We start from the raw sequence: 21,789 nt of genomic DNA, 5'->3' as shown, positions 1-21,789 counted from the left end.
TGAAGGGGAATTATGCGCCTACCTGTGCGCAAGCGAAGCCTCGCGGCCCTCAGGTTATACCCGCTGACTGTGACAGCCACGCGCGCACGCGCCCTGCCGTCCACGCCGGATCGTCGTGTGGAAGGTCGTGTCCCGCCCATGCGTGCTCGTCGTGCTGCGCGTCCCAGGCCACGGCGAGTCTCGCCGAACACACCGGATTGACCAGTTGATCGCCGCGCGAAGACAGGATCAGCACGGGACATGCCGGCGGTTCGGCGCCCGCGCTGAAGCGCGCGGCGGCCAGCAGTTGCCGCAGCGCATTGGCGCGGCTGACCGGCGCGCTGCGGCGTATTTCAGACCATTGGTCGAGATCGGCGCCGAGCGTCTCGACGTTATTGCACGTCAACCCGTGTATCGCAGCCTCGGCGCGCGGCGCATGGCGCCAGTTCATCGCCACGCCCAGCAGCGCGGGCCATGCCGAGGGACGCAGCCGCTCCGGCATCCGGCTGAACGGCCGCATGCTGGTGTTGATCAGCACGAGACGTTCGATGTCGGGCGGATGCCGTTGCGCCCAGGCCGTCGCGACCATGCCGCCAAGCGACATGGCCAGCACGCGATACGGCGCGCTCACGCCGCTTTGCACTGCAGCATTGCGCACGAAGCCGACCATATCCGCGACGTCGGCGGGCGCGCGCAATGCGTTGAACTCGCCGTTCCCCGGCAGATCGACCAGCAGCAGACGATCGCCGCCGGTCGCCTCGCGTAGCGCCGCGGGAAGCCGCCCCCAGTGACGCGTTTCGCGCGTGAGTCCGCGCAGCAGAATCCACGTGCTCATGCGGGGTCCGCTTCGGCGGGTTTGTACCAGTGGTCGATCGCGCTTTGCAGCAATTGCTCACGGCGGTTGCCCTGCGGCAGCCAGCGTTGCGACGAAAATGCAGCGCGTGCGAGAAAGTCCAGCAGGTTGGCGTGGCGCCGCAACACACGCGCGGTGCGATGCGCTTTCACGGGATTGAACATGCCCTGACGCGAAAACAGCTGCCGTGGATTTTTCTTGATCCATAGCCACGAGCCGAGTTCGAGCGTCATCGGCAAAAACACATTGGCGGCGGGCGCGCGGTCGTAGGCGAAGTCCCACAAGTCGCCGTGCAGCAGGTATTGATGGCTTTGCGGTTCGAACGCGTAACCGTGATGCGGATGCGCGCGTTCGAACATGGTCTTCAGCACGTACATTTCCGGCAGATGCGGCATGAGCTTGCGGGTACGCGCGTAAGGAAACCAGATGCTGTCGCTCCAGCCGTAACCGGAATGACAGTCCAGCGCGATGCTCAGCGGCCGCACGGCGAGTTCGGCCTCGACCACTTTCAGCAAGGCGGCGGCTTCGGTCTCCATCGGCTCGCCGGGGCGTCCGCGATACCAGGGCAACCACGCACCGACACGTTGACCGCCGGCGAGCAGCGGGACGCGCGCGTCGGCGTTCTGCGGGGCGTTGCGCATCAGATCGACGCCGTTGGGATTGGCGCGCGTCGCGGCCCACATTCCGCCTGGGTTGACGATCGGCATGAAGATGAGGCGGATCGACTGCAATTGACGGACCAGCAACTCGTCCCATTCGAGCCGCGCGAGCAGCGCGCGCATGTAGTCGAGCACGAGTTGCGAGCCGATCCGCTCGAGTCCATGAATGCCGCCGAAGAAACCGATGGCCGGCGCGAGCGGATCGGTCGAACCGATGCTGGCCGTGTAGACGTTGAATTGACGTCCGCGCACGCCGGCCTCGCACACGGCGCGAATCTCGAAGCTGGCGCTGCCCTGCTCGAGGATGGCCTTGAGGTCTTCGTATTCCGCGAAACTGTCGGGCAGCAGGCTATACATGTCGAGAGATCGCCTCGCGCACGGAAATGAAAGCGGAAGCGGATGCGAAAGCGGATGCCACGCACGTGTCGTGTCTTGCCCGGTCTTGCCTGTGCAGCGTAGTTTTTCGCATTGCGATCCCCGTTCCGCTCTCTTGCGCCTGCGACGCGAAAGGCATCGTATCAAATCCCGGCCCGGCGTTACGAATTGGCGTGCGCGGCCACGCATGACCGCCAATCAAGTCATTTCGATGACACGGCTTTATGTCCCCGCTTTATGACGCACGGCGATGCGCGTCGACAGCGCGCGAAAGCACGAATTTATCTTTCCGGCTGCAAGCGCGCCGCGGCAAAATTCGTCTAGACGTTGCGATGCCTTCACTCAACCGTCACAGTCGCTTTCTAGAATAAGCCCCACACATGCCGGCACTGGCCGGATGCATCAAGGGGTACTCATGGAAGCAATTCGCGAAGCGATCCGTATCGAGCGTCTGAGCAAGACTTTCGGCAACGGACGCAAGGCGCTCGACGAAATCGATCTGCGTGTGGCGCCCGGTGAAATGGTTGCCCTGATCGGCGCATCCGGCTCGGGCAAGTCGACACTGTTGCGTCATATTGCAGGCTTCACCGCATCGGACGCCCAGCCTTCGCAGATCTCGATTCTCGGCCGGCCGATCCAGCAGAACGGCAAGATCGTGCGCGAAGTGCGCAGCATTCGCCGCGATATCGGCTTCGTGTTTCAGCAATTCAATCTGGTGAACCGGCTCAGCGTGGAGCGCAACGTGCTGATCGGCGCATTGGCGCGGTTGCCGCTGTGGCGTCGACTGAGCGGACGTTTTCCGGTTGCCGAACGGGCGCTGTCGATGGCCGCGCTCGATGAAGTCGGCATCGGCGAACATGCACGCGAGCGCGCCGCCAATCTTTCCGGCGGACAACAGCAACGCGCCGCGCTCGCCCGCGCGCTGGTACAACGCGCGCGCATCGTGCTCGCCGACGAACCGATCGCCTCGCTCGATCCGGAATCGTCGCGCCGCGTGATGGACATGCTGCGCACGCTGAACGTCGAACATCAATTGACCGTGCTGGTGTCGCTGCATCAGGTGGATATCGCCATGCAGTATTGCCCGCGCACGATTGCGTTGCGCGGCGGCAAGGTGGTGTACGACGGCGCGTCTGGGGCGCTCACGCCCGCGTTGCTGAAAAAGCTTTACGGCGACGCTGCCCGCGAACTGCTCGACGAAGAAACGTCCAGCGAAGAAGGCGCTGCCACCGCACCGGACAGCACGCTGCCGAACGAAGCCAACCCGCCGGCTTCGACACGCTACGCGTTCGCGCTCAAGCCGGCGCACTCCAGCTAGCGACACACGTTGCGGCGTGACTGCGCCGCAACCGTTCATCTCTCACGTTCACCGTTTCGTTCACCTTACCGGACTCAAACCGATGAAATTCCTGCGTTCACTGATTACGCTGACCGTCGGCGCCGCCGCATTCGCCTGCGCCGCCTCCGCTCAGGCCGAAGACCTGTCCCTCGGCATCATCTCGACCGATTCCTCCTCGGTGCTCAAGCAGCGCTGGGAACCGCTGATCAACGACATGAACAAGCAGACCGGCCTGAACGTGAAAGCGTTCTTCGCGACGGACTACGCCGGCATGATCGAAGGCATGCGCTTCAACAAGGTGCAGGTCGCCTATCTCGGCAACGCTGCGGCAATCGAAGCCGTGGATCGTTCGCAGGGCGAAGTATTTGCCAAGGTGCTGTACGCCAACGGCGATGCGGGCTACAAATCGGTGCTGATCACCAATGTGAACAGCCGCTTCAAGACGCTCGACGACGTATTCAAGAATACGAAGGACGTCACGCTCGGCTTCGGCGATCCGAACTCCACGTCGGGCACGCTGATTCCCGGCTATTACCTGTTCGCCAAACACAACACGCCGGTCAATACCTCGTTCAAGAACGTGCTGCCGTCGAGCCACGAAGCGAATCTGCTGGCCGTGGTCAACAACAAGGTGGACATCGCGACCAACAACACCGAGATGCTCGACACGCTGCAAAAGCAGCACCCGGACAAGTTCGCGCAGGTGCGCGTGCTGTGGACTTCGCCGCTGATTCCGTCGGACCCGATCGTGTGGCGCAAGGATCTGCCGCAAGCCACCAAAGACAAGCTGCGTAACTTCTTTGTCAACTACGCCAAAACCGATCCGCACGAAAAAGCCGTGATGGCGGCCATTTTCGGCTACGGCGGCTTCGCTGCCTCGTCCGACGCGCAGCTTCTGCCGATCCGTCAGGTTGCCCTGTTCCAGCAGAAACAGAAGATCGAGGCCGACACGCACCTCTCGGCCGACGACCGCAAGTCGCAACTCGCCGCGCTCGATGCGAAGCTGAACGCGCTGAACGTCGAAGTCGCCAAGCAATGAACAGCGTCGATCTGATCACGTCGCCTGCCCGCGCGAGCGAAGCGCTCGCCGGGCGGCAGGCAGGCCGCGGCGTCGCGCCGCCGGCGGGCAAGCGCAGCTGGGTGTCGCTGGTCAGCTGGATCGCGGTGCTGGCCGTGCTGGGCGGCGCCTGGCACGGCGCCGACATGCGTCCGTGGGATCTGCTGTCCGATTCCGGCAACATGGGCCAGTTCGCCAAAGACTTTTTCCCGCCCGACTTCTCCGACTGGCGCATCTATCTGCACGAGATGTACGTCACGCTGTCGGTGGCAGTGTGGGGCACGGCGCTCTCGCTGGTCTGCGCGGTACCATGCGGGCTGATGTCGGCGCACAACATGGCGCCCGCGTGGATCGTGCAGCCGATGCGTCGCGTGATGGACGCCTGCCGCGCCATCAACGAAATGGTCTTCGCGATGCTCTTTATCGTCGCCGTCGGACTCGGTCCGTTTGCCGGCGTGCTGGCGCTGTGGGTGCATACCACCGGCGTGCTCGCCAAGCTGTTCGCCGAAGCGGTCGAAGCCATCGACCCACGGCCGGCCGAAGGTGTGCGCGCAACCGGCGCCACCAGTCTCGACGAAATCATCTACGCCGTGCTGCCGCAGGTGCTGCCGCTGTGGATCTCGTACGCGCTCTATCGCTTCGAATCGAACGTGCGCTCGGCGATGGTGGTCGGCATGGTCGGCGCGGGCGGCATCGGCGTGGTGCTGTACGAGGCGATCCGCTCGTTCAACTACGCGCAGACCGCCGCTGTGATGATCATGGTGATCGTCGTCGTGACGGCCATCGATCTGGCTTCCGCCTGGTTGCGCGAACGGGTGACCTGAAGCCTTTTGCCGTCACGCGCTAGGCGGGAACAAGGGGAGAAAAGCGGCGCCACAATCCGCCGCTTTTCTCCACATAAAGCCCCTTCGTTTTAGTTGTCCACTCTTCGATTCCGGCGTTCTGCTGGAATAATCATGGGCTTGCGGCCCATCCGGCGGCCGCCTCTCCTTCTTTGCCTCTCCGTCGATGGAAACCTTTGTCGTCCTGCTGGTCCTGATCTCGGCCTTGCTTCACGCTACCTGGAACGCGTTTCTGCATCTCTCCGAAGACCGCATCTGGCTGCTCGGCATGATGGCGATTCCGTACATTGCCGTCAGTGCGGTCGGGGTGGTCGTGCTGCCGCTGCCCGCGCCGGCCGCGTGGCCCTACATTTTCGCTTCGGTGGTGCTCGAATTCGGCTATCTGCTGGCATTGATCCGCGCCTACCGCAGCGGCGACTTCGGCCAGATCTATCCGATCGCGCGCGGCCTTTCGCCGATGCTGGTGTTCGCCGGCGCGCTGGTATTCGCGCACGAAGCGCTCAAACCGCTCGCGGCGGCGGGCGTCGCGCTGGTGTCGATCGGCATCGTCTCGCTGGCGTTCCGGCGCGGCATGCGTTTCTCCGGCGAAAGCGTGCCGTTCGCGCTCCTGACCGGCTTTTTCATCGCGGCGTATTCGGTCGTCGACGGCCTCGGCGCGCGCGAAGCGGGCAACGGTCTGAGCTACATCATGTGGGTATATCTGATCTGGAACGTGCCGCAGTTCCTGTTCGCCTGGTATTGGCGCGGCGCCAAAGGGCTGTTCATCGGCCGCGCGATGTGTCTGAAGGGCATGGCGTCCGGCGCGCTCGCGCTGAGCGCGTACTGCCTCATCATCGAGGCGTATCGCTATCTGCCGATCGCCATGGTCTCGGCGCTGCGCGAGATGAGTTCGATCTTCGCGGTATTGATCGGCTGGCTGTTCATGCGCGAAAAGCTGACGCAGCGGCGCATCGCGGCATGCGCGCTGGTCACGCTGGGCGCGGTGCTGATCCGGCTTTGAGAGGACGCCTTGCGGAGCGGTGTTAAGGCTCGGTTATAAGGTGCGGCTTTGCGTGCGAGTGCTGAAGCCGCGCGTTTTTCAGCCGCGCCTGCCCCCGCGTCCTTAGGCAAACTCGCCGGTGATCACGCGGGTTGCGTCGATGGCATCGGCGAGCGTGTTGAAAGCCGGCGCGATTTCTTCGTCCGGCACGCATGCGTAGCCGATCAGCAAGCCCGACGGCGCCAGCGACGGCTGCGCGTAATACCCCGACAGCGGCCGCACGACGATGTTGCGCTCCAGCGCCGCGTTCGCCACGGCGCGGTCGTCGCGGCCCTGCGGCAACTGCATCACCAGATGCAGGCCGGCGTCGCCCCCCACCGCCTGAAATTCGTCGCCATAGCGTCGCGCGGCTGCGTCCAGCAAGGTCTGTCGGCGCTGCCCGTAAAGCGTGCGCATCTTGCGGATGTGCGACGTGAAATGCCCTTCCGCGATGAACTCCGCCAGCATCGCCTGCTGCAGCAATTGCCCTTCCCGATACAACTCCGCGCTCGCGGTCGCGAAACTTTCCGCCAGCGCTTCCGGCACGACCAGATAGCCGATCCGCAAACCGGGAAACAGCGTCTTGCCGAAGCTGCCCACGTAAATCACCTGACCCGACGTGTCGAGACCTTGCAGCGACGCCAGCGGACGGCTTCCGTAGCGGTATTCGCTGTCGTAGTCGTCCTCGATGATCCAGCATTGATGCTGCCGCGCGTACTCCAGCAGCATGCGGCGCCGCGCCAGACTCATCACCATGCCCAGCGGGTACTGATGCGAGGGCGTGACGAGCATCAGCTTCGGCGGCTGGGCGAGATCGTCCGCGCCCGGATTGATGCCCTCCTCGTCGACGGGAATCGGCCGCGATTGCAGACCGGACACATGCAGCACGCTGCGCACGCCCCAATAGCAGGGGTCTTCGGTCCAGATCAGATCGCCCGGATCGGACAACAACCGCACGGCCAGATCGACGGACTGGTGAATCCCCGTGGTGATGATGATCTGCTCGGGCGTGCAGCGCACCGAGCGCGACGTGCGCAGATAGTCGGCCAGCGCGTGCCGCAGCGAGGCGAGGCCGCCGCCGGGCGCGTACGTCAGCAGATCGGGACGCAGACGACGCCAGTACTTGTTGTGCAAACGGCTCCACACGCGCGACGGAAACCGGGTGACGTCCGGCACGCCGGGCATGAACGCGCCCCATTGCCGTTTCGAGACCCCGGCTCCCGCGATCAGCCGCGCGCCGCGCGTCGATAGCGCGCGTTTCGCTTGCGCAGGCTGCGGCTCGTGGTGGGCCGCCGGTGTTTGCGTGTGCGCTTGTGCGTTTGCGTGTGCGTCTACGTGTGTTTGCGTCTGCGTTTGCCCGTCCGGCGCGCCGACGATCTCGTCCGGGGCACTGTCGGCGACGAAGGTGCCACGGCCGGTCGCCGAACTGACGTAGCCCTCCAGCGCCAGCTGCTCGTAGACCTGCGTCACCGTATTGCGGCCGACGCCCAGTTCCTGCGCCAGCAGACGCGACGACGGCACCTTGGCGCCCGCCGGCAACTCTCGCGTCAGGATCGCCTGCTGCAACAGCCGGTGCAGCTGACGATAGATCGGCTGGCCGTTGCCCCGGTCGAGGCGCTGCGCCAGCCAGTCCGACAACACGCTCGTGCGCATGAATGGCTCCTACATTTTTATAAAAATGGCTCTGAAATTAAGAGCCAAATCTCATTATAGTCGCTGCATGTGCCGCGCTGCCTGCGCGGCTTGCCCGAAAGCGGCCCAGATAAACCGAGGAGCAAAGGAGATGACCATGAAGAACGCAGACCTGAAGAGCCGCAAGGACGCCGCCACCCCGCGCGGCGTCGGCGTGATGTGCGATTTCTACGCAGAGCGCGCCGAGAACGCCGAGTTGTGGGACGTCGAAGGCCGCCGTTTCATCGACTTCGCGGCCGGCATCGCCGTGTGCAATACGGGTCACCGTCACCCGAAAATCGTCGCGGCGATCCGCGATCAGCTCGATCACTTCACGCACACCGCGTATCAGATCGTGCCGTACGCGTCGTATGTCGAACTGGCCGAGAAGCTCAACGACCGCGCGCCCGGCGATCATCCGAAGAAAACCGCGTTTTTCACGACCGGCGCCGAAGCCGTCGAAAACGCCATCAAGATTGCCCGCGCCGCGACCGGCCGCCCCGGCGTGATCGCCTTCACCGGCGGCTTCCATGGCCGCACGATGATGGGCATGGCGCTGACCGGCAAGGTCGCGCCCTACAAGGTCGGCTTCGGCCCGTTCCCGGCGGACGTATTCCACGCACCGTTCCCGAATCCGCTGCACGGCGTGACCACCGCCGATTCGCTGAAGGCGATCGAGTTTCTGTTCAAGGCCGACATCGATCCGAAGCGTGTCGCTGCGATCATTTTCGAACCGGTCCAGGGTGAAGGCGGCTTCTACGCCGCGCCGGTCGAGTTCGTGCGCGCCTTGCGCAAGCTGTGCAACGAGCACGGCATTCTGCTGATCGCCGACGAAGTGCAGACCGGTTTTGCACGCACGGGCAAGCTGTTCGCGATGCATCACTACGACGTCGTGCCCGACCTGATGACGGTTGCCAAGAGCCTCGCCGGCGGCATGCCGCTGTCGGGCGTCATCGGCCGCGCCGAGATCATGGACGCCGCCGCACCGGGCGGTCTTGGCGGCACGTACGCCGGCAATCCGCTGGCGGTGGCGTCCGCGCATGCCGTGCTCGACATCATCGACGAAGAGCAACTGTGCGAGCGCGCCACGCTGCTCGGCGACCGCATCAAGGCAAAGCTCATCGCCTTGCAAAGCGAAGTCCCGCAGATCGCGGATGTGCGCGGCCCCGGCGGCATGGTGGCAGTCGAGTTCTGCAAGCCGGGAACATCCGACGCCGACGCCGAGTTCACCAAGCGGGTGCAGGCTCGCGCGTTGGAGCGTGGGTTGCTGCTGCTGGTGTGCGGTGTTTATTCGAACGTAGTGCGGTTTTTGTTTCCGTTGACGATTCAGGAAGCGGTGTTTGATGAAGCACTGGGGATTCTTGAAGAGGTTTTGAAGGAAGTAGTAGGGGTTGTTGTTTGATTTTTTTTGTCTGGCTGACGGCTGGTTGTTTGCCTCTGCGTGGCGTGCTTTCTTTGCGTTGTTGGTTTATTAGCGTTGCCCCTGTGCGGGGCGGCACTTACTTTCTTTGCCGCGGCAAAGAAAGCTAAGCAAAGAAAGCCGCTTTGAACCGCCAATGCTATTCGTTATCAGCGGCACTTCTCTACCGCAGTGGCCCCGGAGCGTCCGGCGCGTCGCACACTCCGCGTGAGTGACAAGGCCGTCATCAGTTCCGGCGGCGCTTCGCGCGCCGAGCGGTATGCGTGGGAAACCAGCGGTTGGAGCATCTCGCCGAGGCGAAGCCGATGGCCCCCGCAGAGAAAAAACGAAGTGACTGTTTGAATGAAGTACCGCTCCGGCGCGCGTAGCGTCGCCGGAACGGATGACTGCTGTACCACTGCGGGTGACGATCCACGGCCGGCCCTATCGGTCTCCACTCCCACTCGTTATGAGAGGTGCCCGCTTAGGGTTAGCGGTTTGAGCGGCTTTCTTTGCTTACCTTTCTTTGCCGCGGCAAAGAAAGTAAGTGCCGCCCCGCACAGGGGCAACACTAATAAACCACTAACGCAAAGAAAAGACCACCGCCCACAGGCAAAAAAGCACACCGCCGCAGGCATCTAAAAGAAACACCATTGCACGAAAAAAACAGAGCCAACCAATGATCAATCTCACCTCCCCTTTCCTGCTGAAATCAACCGCCTACGTAGCCGGCGAATGGCAACCCGCCGACAACAACGCCACATTCGAAGTCAAAAACCCCGCCACCGGCGAAGTCATCGCCACGGTGCCGCTCATGGGCACCACGGAAACCCGTCGTGCCATCGATCAGGCCAATGCGGCCTGGCCGGCATGGCGCGCCACCACCGCCAAACAACGCTCGGCAATCCTGCGTAAATGGCATGACCTGATGCTCGAACATGCCGACGATCTCGCGCAGATCCTCACGGCCGAGCAAGGCAAGCCGCTCGCCGAAGCCAAGGGCGAAATCCAGTACGCGGCGTCGTTCCTGGAATGGTTCGCGGAAGAAGGCAAGCGCGTGTACGGCGATACGATCCCCACGCCCGCCAGCGACAAACGCATCGTCGTGACGAAAGAACCGGTCGGTGTCTGCGCCGCCATCACGCCGTGGAATTTCCCGGCGGCCATGATTACGCGCAAGGTCGGTCCGGCGCTCGCGGCCGGTTGCCCGATCATCGTCAAACCGGCTGAGGCCACGCCGCTCTCGGCGCTGGCGCTCGCGGTACTCGCGGAACGCGCAGGCGTGCCGCGCGGCGTATTCAGCGTGCTGACCGGCGACCCGAAAGCCATCGGCGCGGAAATGACCGGCAATCCGATCGTGCGCAAGCTCTCGTTCACCGGCTCGACGCCGGTGGGACGTCTGCTGATGGCGCAATGCGCGCCGACGGTCAAGAAAGTCTCGCTGGAACTCGGCGGCAATGCGCCGTTCATCGTGTTCGACGACGCCGACCTCGACGCGGCCGTCGCGGGCGCGATCGCGTCGAAGTATCGCAACAGCGGTCAGACCTGCGTGTGCACGAACCGCTTCTACGTGCACGATAAAGTCTACGACGCGTTTGCCGACAAACTGCGCGTGGCCGTCGAACAGCTCAAGGTAGGACGCGGCACGGAAAGCGGCATCACGCAGGGTCCGTTGATCAACGAGGCGGCCGTGCTCAAGGTCGAGTCGCATATCGAAGACGCGCTCGCCAAAGGCGCACGCATCGTCACGGGCGGCAAGCGTCATGCGCTCGGTCACGGCTTCTTCGAACCGACCGTGCTCGCGGACGTCACGCCGGACATGAAGGTGGCGCGCGACGAAACGTTCGGGCCGCTCGCGCCGCTGTTCCGCTTCTCGTCGGACGAGGAAGTCATTCGCCTCGCCAACGACACCGAGTTCGGCCTGGCATCGTATTTCTACAGCCGCGATATCGGCCGTGTATGGCGTGTTGCCGAAGCGCTCGAATACGGCATGGTCGGCATCAATACCGGACTCATTTCGAATGAGGTTGCACCGTTCGGCGGCGTGAAGCAGTCGGGACTCGGCCGCGAAGGTTCGCACTACGGTATCGACGATTACGTTGTAATCAAATACCTGTGCGTCGGCATCTGAGGCGACGGCTTTCGGCATCTACCGCGCCTGAACGCCTGCGCCGATAGCAACGGGGTTCGGCACGATTGCCTGCACGGGCCGTGATGTTTAAGGTTATGGTTCGACGGTGCCGCGCTCTTTCGGGGCGGCACCCACCTTCATTGCCGCGAACTCACACGAGCCCATGTCTTCATTGAATAAAACCCTGCTCTTCAAACTTTGCACCTGTGCGCTACTCGCCACCACGGCGGTTGCCGCGAGTGCGGCCGAGTTGCATGTCATGAGTTCGGGCGGCTTTACGGCCGCCTATCAGGTGCTGGGGCCGAAATTCACGGCGGCGACCGGCAATACGCTCGACACGCAACTCGGGCCGTCGATGGGTCAGGCGCCGCAAGCCATTCCGAATCGTCTCGCGCGTGGCGAACCCGCCGACGTGGTCATCATGGTCGGCTATGCGCTCGACGATCTCATCAAGCAGGGCAAGGTCGTGGCGGGTTCACGGGTCGAACTGGCGGACTCGCGCATCGGCATGGTGGTGCGCGATGGCGCGCCGAAGCCGGACATCGGCACCGAAGCGGCGCTCAAGCAGACCTTGCTGCACGCCAGATCGATTGCTTACTCGGACAGCGCGAGCGGCGTCTACATCGAACGCGAGATGTTCAGGAAGCTGGGTATCGAAGACGAGGTGAAAACGAAGGCAAAGATGATTCCGCGCATTCCGGTCGCCTCGGTCGTGGCAAAGGGCGATTATGAAGTCGGATTCCAGCAGGTGAGCGAGCTGCTGCCGGTGCCGGGCGCGACCTTCGTCGGCAAGATTCCCGAGTCGGTGCAATCGGTCACGCGCTACGCGGCGGGTATTCCCGTTGGCGCCCAGCATCCGAAAGAAGCGAAGGCGCTGCTCGATTATCTGGCCTCGCCCGCCGTTCAGCCGGAAGTGCAATCGACCGGACTCGATTCGATCCCGCACTGAAACACGTGAAAGTTGCGCGCCCAGCCGAAAGGCCGGGCGGACTTCGGCGCCGGAGAAGCGGAGTTAACCGGGGGTTAGTCGGGGGTTAGCCAGGCGCGCGCTGGCTGCGGTCGCTGCGCCATTGCGCGAACGTCAGCGGGCTCAGGCCCACCGCGGACGGCTCGATGCGAGCCCAGCCGTAGAACGCATCGTCCCAGCCGGGAATCTGACGCGGCGTCATTTCCTTGAAGCTGGTGCCGGGCCGATAGGCCATTTCCGGCCAGAAGAGCGGCATGGTTTCGCGCACCGACATGCGCTTGAGCAGATCGGTCGGACCGCTTTCGTCGGCGACGATCTCGCCCTGCGAGATCCAGTCGCTCTCGGCCCAGGCGACGAACACGCTCGGGTCGCCGGCGCGGTCGAACATGAGAATCGCGTTCTGTTCGGGACGCCAGTAGTACTCGACGATACCCTGCGCCGCCACCACTTCGTCGATCACACGACGCGTGCGCGGATCGCAGTACGTCATGCCGTTTTCGCCGAGACCGAGCCAGCCCGCTTCTCCGCAATGTCGGCGTTTGGCGTCGTTCAGGAAGTGCAGCAGACGGTTGGCCGAATCGCCGTCGGTTTTGCGCAGGTACAGATCGACGATGCCGGCGTTGAACGCCTTGACCGCGACCGTTTCGTCCGCCACGCCCGTCAGCAGCACTTTCGAGCAACGCAAATTGGAGAGCGACGAGAGAAATTCCACGCCGCTCATGCCCGGCATGTCGTAATCCACCACGACGGCCGCCACTTCCTCGAAGCGCAGGTCGCGGGCCAGAATGTCGCGTTCGGCCGAGGTTTCGACGAAGCGCTCGATACCCGTTTCGCTCAGACAGGCCGACGCGGGCGCGAATTCCAGCGAGTTTTCGCGCGCGTGCTTGCGGATGAAAGCCAATGCCGTTTGCGGCCGGGTGAAGAACAGATTCGTGGAAACATCTGGAAAGAACCGGCGCAAGGCGTCCAGATAGCTGTCGTTGTCGTCGACAAAAACAACAGAGGCCGGATATAAAACTGGGGGTCGGATAAAATTGTTCATGTTTTCACGTGGTTCGTGACGGCGCTGCCTGATTCCCGTAGAACCATATAGTACCGGGGTCTTGGATCAACTGTGTAATTTGCACATGCTTTCCGTTGCTTATGCGAATTAGATAACAACAACACGAGTTCATCGATACCCACCCCGCTCACGGTTTATCGCCCCCAATCAGACGCACGCCGCGTTTTTTTCGCAACACCCGATTTATTTTCAACCCCTATGATTGGCGTGTTCCCATTGCGCCGCACCGTTTGATCCCTGTCCGCCCTGCCGCGTTCCAGCTGGCCCGAAGCCGGCAGTGGACAGTCGCGCTCGCCGCACAGCGCCAATCATTCAACACTTGCGATCATCGCCTGATTACGGAGCCTCTCATGATGAAAAAATCCCTCTTTGCAATGGCGCTTGCCGGCGCGTTTGCCATTCCGGCGCACGCGCAAAGCAGCGTGACACTTTACGGCCTGATCGACACCGGCTTCGTCTACACCAATAATCAATTCGGCCACAGCAACTGGCAAGTGGTGAGCAGTTCGACCCAGAACACGGTATTCGGCCTGAAGGGTTCCGAAGACCTCGGCGCCGGTTTGCACGCCATTTTCAAGCTTGAACAGGGCTTCGTGCTCAATAACGGCGCCCAGGCATTCTCCGGCGACGGCTTCGGCTCCCAGGCATGGGTCGGCCTGCAAAGCGACGCGTACGGCACCCTGACCTTCGGCCGCCAGTTCGACGCGATGAACGACCTCGTCGGACCGCTCACGGCCGAATTCAACACGTGGGGCGGCAGCCTCGCGGCGCATCCGTTCGAAAACGACAACCTCGCGGCGAACTCGGTCGTCATCAACAACTCGGTCAAGTACGCGAGCCCGACGTACATGGGCGTGACGTTCGAATCGATGTATTCGTTCAGCAACCAGGCGGGCAACTTCGCGAACAACCGCTCGTATGGCTTCGGTCTGGCTTATGCGCAAGGTCCGATCAACCTCGCGGCCGGCTACCTGCAACTGAACAACGCGGGCGCGGGCAGCGGCGCCGTGACCTCGGGCGACGCCAGCGCGAACTTCATCGCGCAGCGCCAGCGCATCTGGTCGCTCGGCGGCAACTACACGTTCGGGCCGGCCACGGTCGGCCTCGTCTGGAGCCACAGCCAGATCGACAACCCGGCGGGCGTGTTCTCGTTCGGCACCGGCACCTATCTCGGCGCGGCCGATACGTCCGCCGGTTCGCTGGGCGGCTCGCTGCGTCTGGACAACTACGAGGTGAACGCCAAGTACGCGCTGACGCCGGCCGTCACGCTTTCGGGTGCCTACACGTACACGCATGGCGCCTACAACGGGTCGTCGCCGGGCTGGAACACCGGCATGCTGCAAGCCGATTATTCGATCAGCAAGCGTACCGACTTCTACCTCGAAGGCGTCTATCAGAACGTGCACGGCGCGCCGGCCGACTCGGTCCTCTCGCACGCCATGATCAACACCTTGTCGCCGTCCGCCACCAACACCCAGGTGGCCGTCACGGTGGGCATGCGTCACGCGTTCTAAGGCGCCGCGCCGCGTTCGAACGCGGCACGCTCCCGGCCTGCCGGCCTCAGCGCGCTTTGTCCGCCGAGGCCAGCAGGCCGCGCAAAAACACCATCGTCATGTGCCCGACGGGCACGTTTTCCACCACCGTGCGCTGCATGGCGAGGCCGTGCGCCAGCGCCATGAAAGATGCGGCGAGCGTCGTGGGCGCTTCGGGCGGCACGCGTCCGAAGCGCGCAAAAAGCTGGGCGATGCAGATCGCGAGGCCATCGCGATGCGCGTTCCACAAGGCCTGCGACGCCTCGGCAAATTCCGCGTTGCGGCTTGCCAGAAGTTCGAATTCGATACCGAGCACCGACCATTCGGGATCGGTGTCGAGCGTGCGGGCCCACCCCTCCAGCGCGGCAAGCACGTCTTCCGCCGACGTGGCCGGATCGCGGAATACCTCGGCGATCTCGCCCACTTCCATCTTCGCCCGTTCCTGCATGAGTTCGAGGAACAACGCTTCCTTGTCGGCGAAATTCGAATAGAACGCGCCTTGCGTGTAGCCGGCCGCGGTGGCGATGTCCCGCAACGAGGTCGCGCCGAAGCCGCGTTCGACGAACAACTGTTTTGCCGCCGCCAGCAGGCTGGCGCGCGTCTGCGAACGGCTTTCTTCGCGGCTGAGTCGCGGGGGCGGAGTCGTCTTCTTCATGGGCGAGAGAATATCAGTTGATATTTGGATATCAATTGATATGATTACGATTGCATTTCATATCTCAGTTGATATGTCAAAACACCGGGCGCATCACGGCGCGTTCGGTCACGACCCGGCACACCACGAACAGACGGAAGAGGACATGAGCAGCAGGATCACGATGCTGAAGCAGCAACTCGCGAAACTCGACGAACAGATTTCGGCCGCATGGCAGCAGGAGCAGGAAGCGGCGATCGAGCACATCCGTCAGGTCATGAATTTCTTCAACCTCGTACCCAACCAGTTGCGCGTGAACCGACGCGGCACGTACAACACGCGACCCATCCAGATGAAGTATCAGGACCCGGAAACCGGCGCGACCTGGAGCGGCCGGGGCCGTGCGCCATCGTGGATCAGGAATCGGAGTTACGACGAATTTCAGGTCGACAAGCCGGCTGGGAAACGGGTCAAGCTGGTCGGCAAATCCCGTTAGCGCAACGGGAAACCGCGGACTCAGACGAACAGCGGCAGCGATTCGACCACGGCTTGCGGCACGCGCCGGCGCGGCGCCTGCGTACCTTGCGGCCTCGCTCGGGCCTTCGGGCGCGCAGCCGCTTTCAGCCCGGACGACCCGAGCCGCCGGTTCAGATCCGACAGCGCCTTGCATACCGAGTTACGCGCGGGCTCTGCGGCCAGCGCCAGTTCGAGCTGGTCGAACAGTTCCGGCAGATTGATCTCGATGGCGTTTTGCCGTGCCGACTTCCGCTTACGCATAAGACCGCTCCATTTCCATTCCGACGGCAGCGCGTTCAGAAAAGCTGGGCGCCGAGTTCGCGCAGACTGTCCCATTTGACCGTGCTGACGAAGGTCCGGCCCGAGGTGTCGCGCGACTCGATCATGGCGCGTTGTCCGCGCGCTTCGGCCACCACGCGAACGATGCGCGCCTGGTATCGGAGCAGCGCACCGATTGGCGGACATAGTGCTTCCCGGCAACGCCGCGTTCGATTCTTTTCCATACCGCTTTTTCTGTAGAAATTCAGCCAGTTGCAGGGCCACGGCAAAGTCGCGGCATCGCAGTCCGGATGCTACCAGGTCAGCGCACATGCGTCCAGGCCGACGAGCGGTTTTGCCACATCACACAGTCGTCATGAAGCGCTGGATCGAGCCTTCAGAGCGTGGCCGTCACGCCGCCGTCTACATAGAGAATATGGCCGTTGACGAAGTTCGACGCGTTGCTGGCCAGGAACACCGCCGCGCCGACGAGATCGTCCACCTCGCCCCAGCGCCGCGACGGCGTGCGCCCGATCAGCCAGTTATTGAAGGTTTCGTCATTGACGAGCGCTTCGGTCAGTTCGGTTTTGAAGTAGCCCGGCCCGAGCCCGTTGACCTGAATGCCGTGTTGTCCCCAGTCGATCGCCATGCCCTTCGTGAGCATTTTGACCGCGCCCTTGCTGGCCGTGTACGCGGCGATATTCGGGCGGCCCAGTTCGCTCTGCACCGAACAGATGTTGATGATCTTGCCGCGACCGCGCCCGATCATGTGCCGCGCCACCGACTGTCCGACGAGAAACACGCTGTCGACATTGGTCTTCATCAACTCCTGCCACTGGGCGTGCGAGAACTGCTCGAGCGGTGCGCGGCGTTGCATGCCCGCGTTGTTCACGAGAATGTCGAGCGCGCCGATGTCGCGCTCGATGGCGCCGATCGCGGCATCCACGTCATCGGCCGACGTCACGTCGAAACCCGCCGCGTGCACCTTCGCGCCTTCCGCGCGCAAGCGGCCGACCGCTTCGGCGAGCCTCTCTTCGTTGCGGCCGTTCAGCACGACTTCCGCGCCTGCGGCGGCGAGCCCGCGGGCGAGCGCGTAGCCGATGCCCGTGCTCGAGCCGGTCACCAGCGCCCGGCGTCCCGACAGATCAAACAGATTCAGATTGCTATTCAACTCGATCGCTCCCGGCTTCAATCCGTTTCGTTTTGCTGCGACCACGAACACGTCCATCACGCCTCGATCACGCCTGGACTGTGGCGCACTCAAGCATAGCGCGCGAGAAACATATCGGCCGCCGACTCGGCCACCTGACGCTGCTCCTCGACGCTCAGCGGCGGCTGCCCCATCGTCACCTGCGGCCAGAACGCGAAGGACTTGACGAGCCCCTGCAACTGCAGCGAGGCGAACAGCGGGTCCTCCGCCTTGAGGCGACCGTCGGCGACGGCTGCACGAATCCACACGGTCAGGTCTTCTTCGCGCTCGCCCATGCGCGCCACCATGTCGCGCGCGCGCTCCGGCGAGTGGATGCCCGCCGCGATCGCAACCCGCGCGAGTGATAAGAACGCGTCGTTATTCAGAAGGCCGAGTTTTTTCGACAGAAGCTGCAGCAACTGCGCGCGCAACGGTTGCGCGGACGAATAGGCGGGCGCCTCACCCGTATCGCTCGAATCCCATAGCTGCCGGAGGATGGCGGCGAACAGCACTTCCTTGCTCGGAAAGTGGTTATAGACCGTGCGCTTCGAGACGCCGGCGCGAGCCGCGATGCGGTCCATGCTGGTCGCGTCGAAACCGGCCGCGAGAAATTCCTCGATGGCGGCCGCAATCACCGCCGCGCGCTTGCGGTCGGTGAGTCGTAAAGAGTTCGATGGTTCGCTCATGCTTAAATTTTACACCGCCTAGTTTACTTTTCTCGAAAATAAACTACACTGGGTAGTCTACTTTCTGGATCGAGACGGCTACATGGCAACGTTCACTGCTTCTATTCGCCGCGCGCTGGGTTTTAGCGCGGCACGGCGCGGGCGCGAATCGTTCGAAACGTCGGCCCAGCATGACGGCGAGCGCTTTCGCAACGTCAAGCCGCGGCCCGTCGAGGGATTCGGCAAAACCTTGAGCATTGCGTGGACGATGCTGTTCAAAAAGCCGGCCGGCACAGCGCCGACCGGCCGTCTGCCCGTCGAAACCTTGTCGCGCGAGCAGCTTCTGGCTGCGCCCGATCGCAGCCTCTACCGTCTCGGTCACTCCACCATGCTGCTCAAATTGCGCGGCGAGTTCTGGCTGACCGATCCGGTTTTCGCCGAACGCGCGTCGCCGTTCAAGCGGCTCGGTCCCAAGCGCTTCCATGCGCCGCCCATCGCGCTGGAAGACTTGCCGCCGCTGCGTGGCGTGATCCTGTCGCACGACCACTACGATCACCTCGACCGCGACACCGTGCTGGCGCTCGCCTCCACCACGGGCGTGTTTCTCACGCCGCTCGGTGTGGGCGACCGTCTGATCGAATGGGGCGTGGACGCGGCGAAGGTCAGGCAGTTCGACTGGTGGCAGAGCGTGGAGATCGGCGGCCTCGCCTTCACCGCCACGCCGGCGCAGCACTTCTCGGGCCGCAGTCTGTTCGACGGCAATAGCACCTTGTGGGCCTCGTGGGTGATCGTCGACGGCGATCTGCGCGTGTTCTTCAGCGGCGACACCGGCTACTTCGACGGCTTCCGGACCATCGGCGAGCGGCTCGGTCCGTTCGACGTAACGCTGATGGAAACCGGCGCTTACAACGAAATGTGGCCGTACGTGCACATGCAACCCGATGAAACCGTGCAGGCGCACGTCGATCTGCGCGGCCGCTGGCTCGTGCCGGTTCACAACGGCACGTTCGACCTCGCCATGCACCGCTGGCAGGAGCCTTATGAACGCGTCAGCGGACTCGCGCTCGCGCGCGGCATTCCGCTCTCGACACCGCGCATGGGCGAACGGCTCGACCTCGGCGCGCCGCATCGCGGCGACAAATGGTGGCGCGAAGTGGCGGAGAAAACGGATATTCGTGTCGAAGAGCCCCGCAAACAGGGCTATATCTGATGCGACGGCGCGAGGGGTGCATGGAACTCATGCACCCCACGCGCGAGCTTCACAGTTCCAGTACGAGCCGCTTGCCGGCCGCGCGCGAACAGCACGTCATCATGCGCGTATTCGACTGCCGCTCGCCTTTGGTGAGCACCACGTCGCGATGATCGACCTCGCCGGCCAGCACGCGCACTTCACACGACCCGCACAAGCCTTCTTCGCAATCGCTCTGCACGTCCACGTTCGCCTTGCGTAGCGCCGCCAGCAGCGTCTGACCGGCGCCGACTTCGACGACCAGTCCCGAGTCCTTCAGCTCGACTTCGAAGGCATGTTCATTGGCCGGGTCGAGCGCGCCGAGCGTCGATTCGAAATGCTCGACTTTCAGCGCGTCGTCGGGCCACGCAGCGCTGGCCGCCTGCAACGCGTCGAGCATGCGAACCGGACCGCACGCATAGACCTGCACGCCCTCTTCCACGTTCAGCGCGCTGAAATCGTTGCGCACGCCTTCTTCCGACACATAGACGCGCACGCGCTCGCCGTGCAGCGCGATCGTTTCCGCCAGCAGCGCCATCGCCGCCCGCGTGCGGCCGCTCAAATGGACTTCGTAGTCGATGCCGAGCGCGCGAGCGCGGCGCGCCATCGCGCTGATCGGCGTGATGCCGATGCCGCCGGCAATCAGAATCAGTTTGCGCGCGGTTTCGTCGAGGCGAAAATGATTGCGCGGTCCGCGAATCTTCAGGTGCGTACCAGGCTGGACGTTCTCGTGCATCCATGCAGAACCGCCCCGGCTTTCGCTTTCCTTGAGCACGGCGATCTCGAACGCAGCCGTATCTTCCGGATCGCCGCACAGCGAGTATTGACGCGAAATGCCCGTTGCCCCGCATTCCACGTCGATATGCGAGCCCGCGGTCCAGCGCGGCAAAGGTCGGCCGTCCGGCCACGCGAGCCGCACGCGCACGATGTCGTGTGCGTCGCGCGACACTGATGTCACCACCACCGGCCGGCTGATGGCATGCGCCGACGGTTCGCCGATACGCACGGCCGCGCGCCGTTCGAGCACCGTGGCATCGGCGCGTTCCGGATTGAGCGACGGGTCCCACTCCACCAGCAGATGTTCCGGACCACGAAACGATGTGTTGGGAACATACGTGAAACGCTGTTCGGCGAGCTTCATATGCGGCAGGCGTCGCGTGAACTCTTCGAGGAAAATCTGCATCTCCATGCGCGCGAGATTCTTGCCCATGCACTGATGCGAACCGTAGCCGAAGGTGAGTTGATCGCTGGCATTTTCACGGCGAATGTCGAACAGATCGGCGTCGGCGAATTGATGTTCGTCGTGATTCGCCGACGACGTCACGATCAGCAGCTTCGATCCCGCCGGAATGTCGATGCCGCCGATCACCACGTCGCGCGTGGCGAGGCGTCGCCATGCCGCGACTGAACCGTTGTGCCGCAGGCACTCTTCCACCGCGTTCGGAATCAGGCTCGGGTCTTCGCAAATGTCGCGCCACGCCTGCGGATGTTCGAGCAGCAGTTTCATGGCGTTGGCCGTCGCGTTCGCCGTGGTTTCGTGCGCCGCGACGATGCCCGCCATCATCATCGAATGCAGATAGGAATCCGTCACGACGTCGGGCAATTCCTTCTGCTTGCGAATGCCGTATTGCATCCAGCCCGGACGGTCCGGCTCCTGGCGCATCTTGTCGAGCACCTTGCCGGCGAAGGTCCAGAACTTGCCGACCGCATGCGCCACCGCGACCTGCTCTTCCGGCTTGGGACGTCCCCACGTATTGACGGTGTGCGCGATCGAATACTCGCGCAACGTGTCCATGTCTTCTTCCGGCACGCCGAGAAAATGCAGGGCAACGGTCAGCGGCACTTCCCACAGCATCTGATCCACGAGATCCGCGCGGCCGTCGTCGATGAAACGGTCCACGTATTCGCGCGCCAGCGCCCGCACCATCGGCTCGTGATGCAGCAGTTCCTCCGGCGTGAACGGGTCCATCAACGCACGACGGCGCGGCATGTGCGCCGGCTCGTCCTCGTTCACGAGCGTGCGGTTCAGCGCGAAGCCGTAAGACGCGAGTACTTCGTTCGCTTCCGGTCCGGTCGGCGTGATTTTTTCGAGCGCGATGGACGGGCTGAACGTGAGGTTGTCGCGAAAGATCGCCTTGATGTCGTCGTAGCGAGTCACGACCCAGTAGCCGAGCCTGGGACTGTAGAACACCGGCTCCTGCTCGCGCGCCCAGCGCACGTATTCGGGCGGGTCCTGCTGGTAGCCGTCGCCGAACGGGTCGAATTCCGCGGCGCGATGGCTGACGGGACAGCCGCCCGGCGCCGCGGGCGCCGCCTCGCGCGCAAAAGGACAAGCCGCGCTCGGGACGGCGGAATGCGTGTCGCTCATTGACGTCTCCTGCAGATCATTTGCATTTGCGTAACTATAGTACGCA

General features: G+C 63.4%; 20 protein-coding genes. 10 read left to right on the top strand and 10 right to left on the bottom strand.

The genetic code is table 11. The features are described 5' to 3' along the window. Nucleotides 1–49 precede the first annotated feature (49 nt). Together P3T18_RS13690 and P3T18_RS13685 are read right to left on the bottom strand one after the other, a co-directional pair. Nucleotides 50–814 carry an alpha/beta fold hydrolase gene (locus tag P3T18_RS13690; protein ID WP_429300457.1) on the bottom strand — a complete coding sequence of 255 codons (765 nt, stop codon included), beginning with the start codon at nucleotides 812–814 and terminating at the stop codon, nucleotides 50–52. Further along, on the bottom strand, nucleotides 811–1,848 hold the full coding sequence (locus P3T18_RS13685) for a M14 family zinc carboxypeptidase (protein WP_429300456.1): 1,038 nt from the start codon (nucleotides 1,846–1,848) through the stop codon (nucleotides 811–813). Before P3T18_RS13685 ends, P3T18_RS13690 begins: the two co-directional genes overlap by 4 nt. Nucleotides 1,849–2,281: 433 nt before the next feature. On the opposite strand from P3T18_RS13685, the gene phnC reads away from it, so the two are divergent. From phnC to P3T18_RS13665, 4 genes are all read left to right on the top strand, one after another. Continuing rightward, nucleotides 2,282–3,184 carry a phosphonate ABC transporter ATP-binding protein gene (gene phnC / locus P3T18_RS13680; protein ID WP_429300455.1) on the top strand — a complete coding sequence of 301 codons (903 nt, stop codon included), beginning with the start codon at nucleotides 2,282–2,284 and terminating at the stop codon, nucleotides 3,182–3,184. An 82-nt stretch (nucleotides 3,185–3,266) separates the two neighbouring features. Next, a complete protein-coding gene (phnD, locus tag P3T18_RS13675; RefSeq protein WP_429300454.1) occupies nucleotides 3,267–4,244 on the top strand; it encodes a phosphonate ABC transporter substrate-binding protein in 978 nt (325 codons plus the stop codon). Continuing rightward, nucleotides 4,241–5,086, top strand: a complete 846-nt coding sequence (phnE, locus tag P3T18_RS13670) for a phosphonate ABC transporter, permease protein PhnE (RefSeq protein ID WP_429300453.1) — start codon at nucleotides 4,241–4,243, stop codon at nucleotides 5,084–5,086. Before phnD ends, phnE begins: the two co-directional genes overlap by 4 nt. A gap of 184 nt (nucleotides 5,087–5,270) precedes the next feature. Next, nucleotides 5,271–6,104, top strand: coding sequence for an EamA family transporter (locus P3T18_RS13665; RefSeq protein WP_429300452.1), 834 nt, complete (start codon nucleotides 5,271–5,273; stop codon nucleotides 6,102–6,104). 102 nt (nucleotides 6,105–6,206) lie between these two features. On the opposite strand, the gene P3T18_RS13660 is transcribed toward P3T18_RS13665, so the two are convergent. Further along, a complete protein-coding gene (locus P3T18_RS13660; RefSeq protein WP_429300451.1) occupies nucleotides 6,207–7,775 on the bottom strand; it encodes a PLP-dependent aminotransferase family protein in 1,569 nt (522 codons plus the stop codon). A 136-nt stretch (nucleotides 7,776–7,911) separates the two neighbouring features. On the opposite strand from P3T18_RS13660, the gene P3T18_RS13655 reads away from it, so the two are divergent. From P3T18_RS13655 to P3T18_RS13645, 3 genes are all read left to right on the top strand, one after another. Further along, complete coding sequence (locus P3T18_RS13655) at nucleotides 7,912–9,195, top strand: 4-aminobutyrate--2-oxoglutarate transaminase (protein ID WP_429300450.1); 1,284 nt, start codon at nucleotides 7,912–7,914, stop codon at nucleotides 9,193–9,195. Between the two features lie 676 nt (nucleotides 9,196–9,871). Further along, nucleotides 9,872–11,323 carry an NAD-dependent succinate-semialdehyde dehydrogenase gene (locus P3T18_RS13650; RefSeq protein WP_429300449.1) on the top strand — a complete coding sequence of 484 codons (1,452 nt, stop codon included), beginning with the start codon at nucleotides 9,872–9,874 and terminating at the stop codon, nucleotides 11,321–11,323. Nucleotides 11,324–11,486: 163 nt separating this feature from the next. After that, complete coding sequence (locus tag P3T18_RS13645; RefSeq protein ID WP_429300448.1) at nucleotides 11,487–12,272, top strand: substrate-binding domain-containing protein; 786 nt, start codon at nucleotides 11,487–11,489, stop codon at nucleotides 12,270–12,272. Between the two features lie 85 nt (nucleotides 12,273–12,357). Here P3T18_RS13645 and P3T18_RS13640 read toward each other — a convergent pair whose 3' ends face one another. Further along, the gene (locus P3T18_RS13640; RefSeq protein ID WP_429300447.1) at nucleotides 12,358–13,332 is read right to left on the bottom strand and encodes a response regulator; all 975 of its coding nucleotides are present in this window, start codon (nucleotides 13,330–13,332) and stop codon (nucleotides 12,358–12,360) included. Nucleotides 13,333–13,706: 374 nt separating this feature from the next. Here P3T18_RS13640 and P3T18_RS13635 point away from each other — a divergent pair, with 374 nt between their 5' ends. Then, entirely contained in the window at nucleotides 13,707–14,867 is a 1,161-nt protein-coding gene (locus P3T18_RS13635; protein ID WP_429301094.1) for a porin, read from the top strand. A gap of 46 nt (nucleotides 14,868–14,913) precedes the next feature. Here P3T18_RS13635 and P3T18_RS13630 read toward each other — a convergent pair whose 3' ends face one another. After that, nucleotides 14,914–15,540, bottom strand: coding sequence for a TetR/AcrR family transcriptional regulator (locus P3T18_RS13630; protein WP_429300446.1), 627 nt, complete (start codon nucleotides 15,538–15,540; stop codon nucleotides 14,914–14,916). A gap of 145 nt (nucleotides 15,541–15,685) precedes the next feature. Here P3T18_RS13630 and P3T18_RS13625 point away from each other — a divergent pair, with 145 nt between their 5' ends. After that, nucleotides 15,686–16,015, top strand: coding sequence for an H-NS histone family protein (locus P3T18_RS13625; protein ID WP_429300445.1), 330 nt, complete (start codon nucleotides 15,686–15,688; stop codon nucleotides 16,013–16,015). Nucleotides 16,016–16,035: 20 nt separating this feature from the next. On the opposite strand, the gene P3T18_RS13620 is transcribed toward P3T18_RS13625, so the two are convergent. The 4 genes from P3T18_RS13620 to P3T18_RS13605 all read right to left on the bottom strand — a co-directional run bounded on the left by P3T18_RS13620 (nucleotide 16,036) and on the right by P3T18_RS13605 (nucleotide 18,168). After that, nucleotides 16,036–16,296, bottom strand: a complete 261-nt coding sequence (locus tag P3T18_RS13620) for a hypothetical protein (protein WP_429300444.1) — start codon at nucleotides 16,294–16,296, stop codon at nucleotides 16,036–16,038. Between the two features lie 35 nt (nucleotides 16,297–16,331). Further along, nucleotides 16,332–16,538, bottom strand: coding sequence for a hypothetical protein (locus tag P3T18_RS13615; protein WP_429300443.1), 207 nt, complete (start codon nucleotides 16,536–16,538; stop codon nucleotides 16,332–16,334). A 152-nt stretch (nucleotides 16,539–16,690) separates the two neighbouring features. After that, nucleotides 16,691–17,470 carry a glucose 1-dehydrogenase gene (locus P3T18_RS13610; protein WP_429301093.1) on the bottom strand — a complete coding sequence of 260 codons (780 nt, stop codon included), beginning with the start codon at nucleotides 17,468–17,470 and terminating at the stop codon, nucleotides 16,691–16,693. An 83-nt stretch (nucleotides 17,471–17,553) separates the two neighbouring features. Beyond that, the gene (locus P3T18_RS13605) at nucleotides 17,554–18,168 is read right to left on the bottom strand and encodes a TetR/AcrR family transcriptional regulator (RefSeq protein ID WP_429300442.1); all 615 of its coding nucleotides are present in this window, start codon (nucleotides 18,166–18,168) and stop codon (nucleotides 17,554–17,556) included. A gap of 82 nt (nucleotides 18,169–18,250) precedes the next feature. On the opposite strand from P3T18_RS13605, the gene P3T18_RS13600 reads away from it, so the two are divergent. Further along, nucleotides 18,251–19,357 (top strand): MBL fold metallo-hydrolase, encoded by a 1,107-nt coding sequence (locus P3T18_RS13600; RefSeq protein WP_429300441.1) that lies wholly within the window; start codon nucleotides 18,251–18,253, stop codon nucleotides 19,355–19,357. A gap of 49 nt (nucleotides 19,358–19,406) precedes the next feature. On the opposite strand, the gene P3T18_RS13595 is transcribed toward P3T18_RS13600, so the two are convergent. Further along, the gene (locus P3T18_RS13595) at nucleotides 19,407–21,743 is read right to left on the bottom strand and encodes a cytochrome P450/oxidoreductase (RefSeq protein ID WP_429300440.1); all 2,337 of its coding nucleotides are present in this window, start codon (nucleotides 21,741–21,743) and stop codon (nucleotides 19,407–19,409) included. Between the last annotated feature and the right edge of the window lie 46 nt (nucleotides 21,744–21,789).

The sequence above is a fragment of the Paraburkholderia sp. GAS199 genome (genome assembly GCF_050436585.1).
Lineage (GTDB): Bacteria > Pseudomonadota > Gammaproteobacteria > Burkholderiales > Burkholderiaceae > Paraburkholderia.
This window is presented reverse-complemented; position numbering and strand designations above follow the sequence as displayed.

Coding starts and splice junctions, on each gene's coding strand:
- P3T18_RS13690 (WP_429300457.1), bottom strand. CDS start 814: ATGAGCACGTGGATTCTGCTGCGCGGACTCACGCGCGAAACGCGTCAC.
- P3T18_RS13685 (WP_429300456.1), bottom strand. CDS start 1,848: ATGTATAGCCTGCTGCCCGACAGTTTCGCGGAATACGAAGACCTCAAG.
- phnC (WP_429300455.1), top strand. CDS start 2,282: ATGGAAGCAATTCGCGAAGCGATCCGTATCGAGCGTCTGAGCAAGACT.
- phnD (WP_429300454.1), top strand. CDS start 3,267: ATGAAATTCCTGCGTTCACTGATTACGCTGACCGTCGGCGCCGCCGCA.
- phnE (WP_429300453.1), top strand. CDS start 4,241: ATGAACAGCGTCGATCTGATCACGTCGCCTGCCCGCGCGAGCGAAGCG.
- P3T18_RS13665 (WP_429300452.1), top strand. CDS start 5,271: ATGGAAACCTTTGTCGTCCTGCTGGTCCTGATCTCGGCCTTGCTTCAC.
- P3T18_RS13660 (WP_429300451.1), bottom strand. CDS start 7,775: ATGCGCACGAGCGTGTTGTCGGACTGGCTGGCGCAGCGCCTCGACCGG.
- P3T18_RS13655 (WP_429300450.1), top strand. CDS start 7,912: ATGAAGAACGCAGACCTGAAGAGCCGCAAGGACGCCGCCACCCCGCGC.
- P3T18_RS13650 (WP_429300449.1), top strand. CDS start 9,872: ATGATCAATCTCACCTCCCCTTTCCTGCTGAAATCAACCGCCTACGTA.
- P3T18_RS13645 (WP_429300448.1), top strand. CDS start 11,487: ATGTCTTCATTGAATAAAACCCTGCTCTTCAAACTTTGCACCTGTGCG.
- P3T18_RS13640 (WP_429300447.1), bottom strand. CDS start 13,332: ATGAACAATTTTATCCGACCCCCAGTTTTATATCCGGCCTCTGTTGTT.
- P3T18_RS13635 (WP_429301094.1), top strand. CDS start 13,707: ATGAAAAAATCCCTCTTTGCAATGGCGCTTGCCGGCGCGTTTGCCATT.
- P3T18_RS13630 (WP_429300446.1), bottom strand. CDS start 15,540: ATGAAGAAGACGACTCCGCCCCCGCGACTCAGCCGCGAAGAAAGCCGT.
- P3T18_RS13625 (WP_429300445.1), top strand. CDS start 15,686: ATGAGCAGCAGGATCACGATGCTGAAGCAGCAACTCGCGAAACTCGAC.
- P3T18_RS13620 (WP_429300444.1), bottom strand. CDS start 16,296: ATGCGTAAGCGGAAGTCGGCACGGCAAAACGCCATCGAGATCAATCTG.
- P3T18_RS13615 (WP_429300443.1), bottom strand. CDS start 16,538: ATGGAAAAGAATCGAACGCGGCGTTGCCGGGAAGCACTATGTCCGCCA.
- P3T18_RS13605 (WP_429300442.1), bottom strand. CDS start 18,168: ATGAGCGAACCATCGAACTCTTTACGACTCACCGACCGCAAGCGCGCG.
- P3T18_RS13600 (WP_429300441.1), top strand. CDS start 18,251: ATGGCAACGTTCACTGCTTCTATTCGCCGCGCGCTGGGTTTTAGCGCG.
- P3T18_RS13595 (WP_429300440.1), bottom strand. CDS start 21,743: ATGAGCGACACGCATTCCGCCGTCCCGAGCGCGGCTTGTCCTTTTGCG.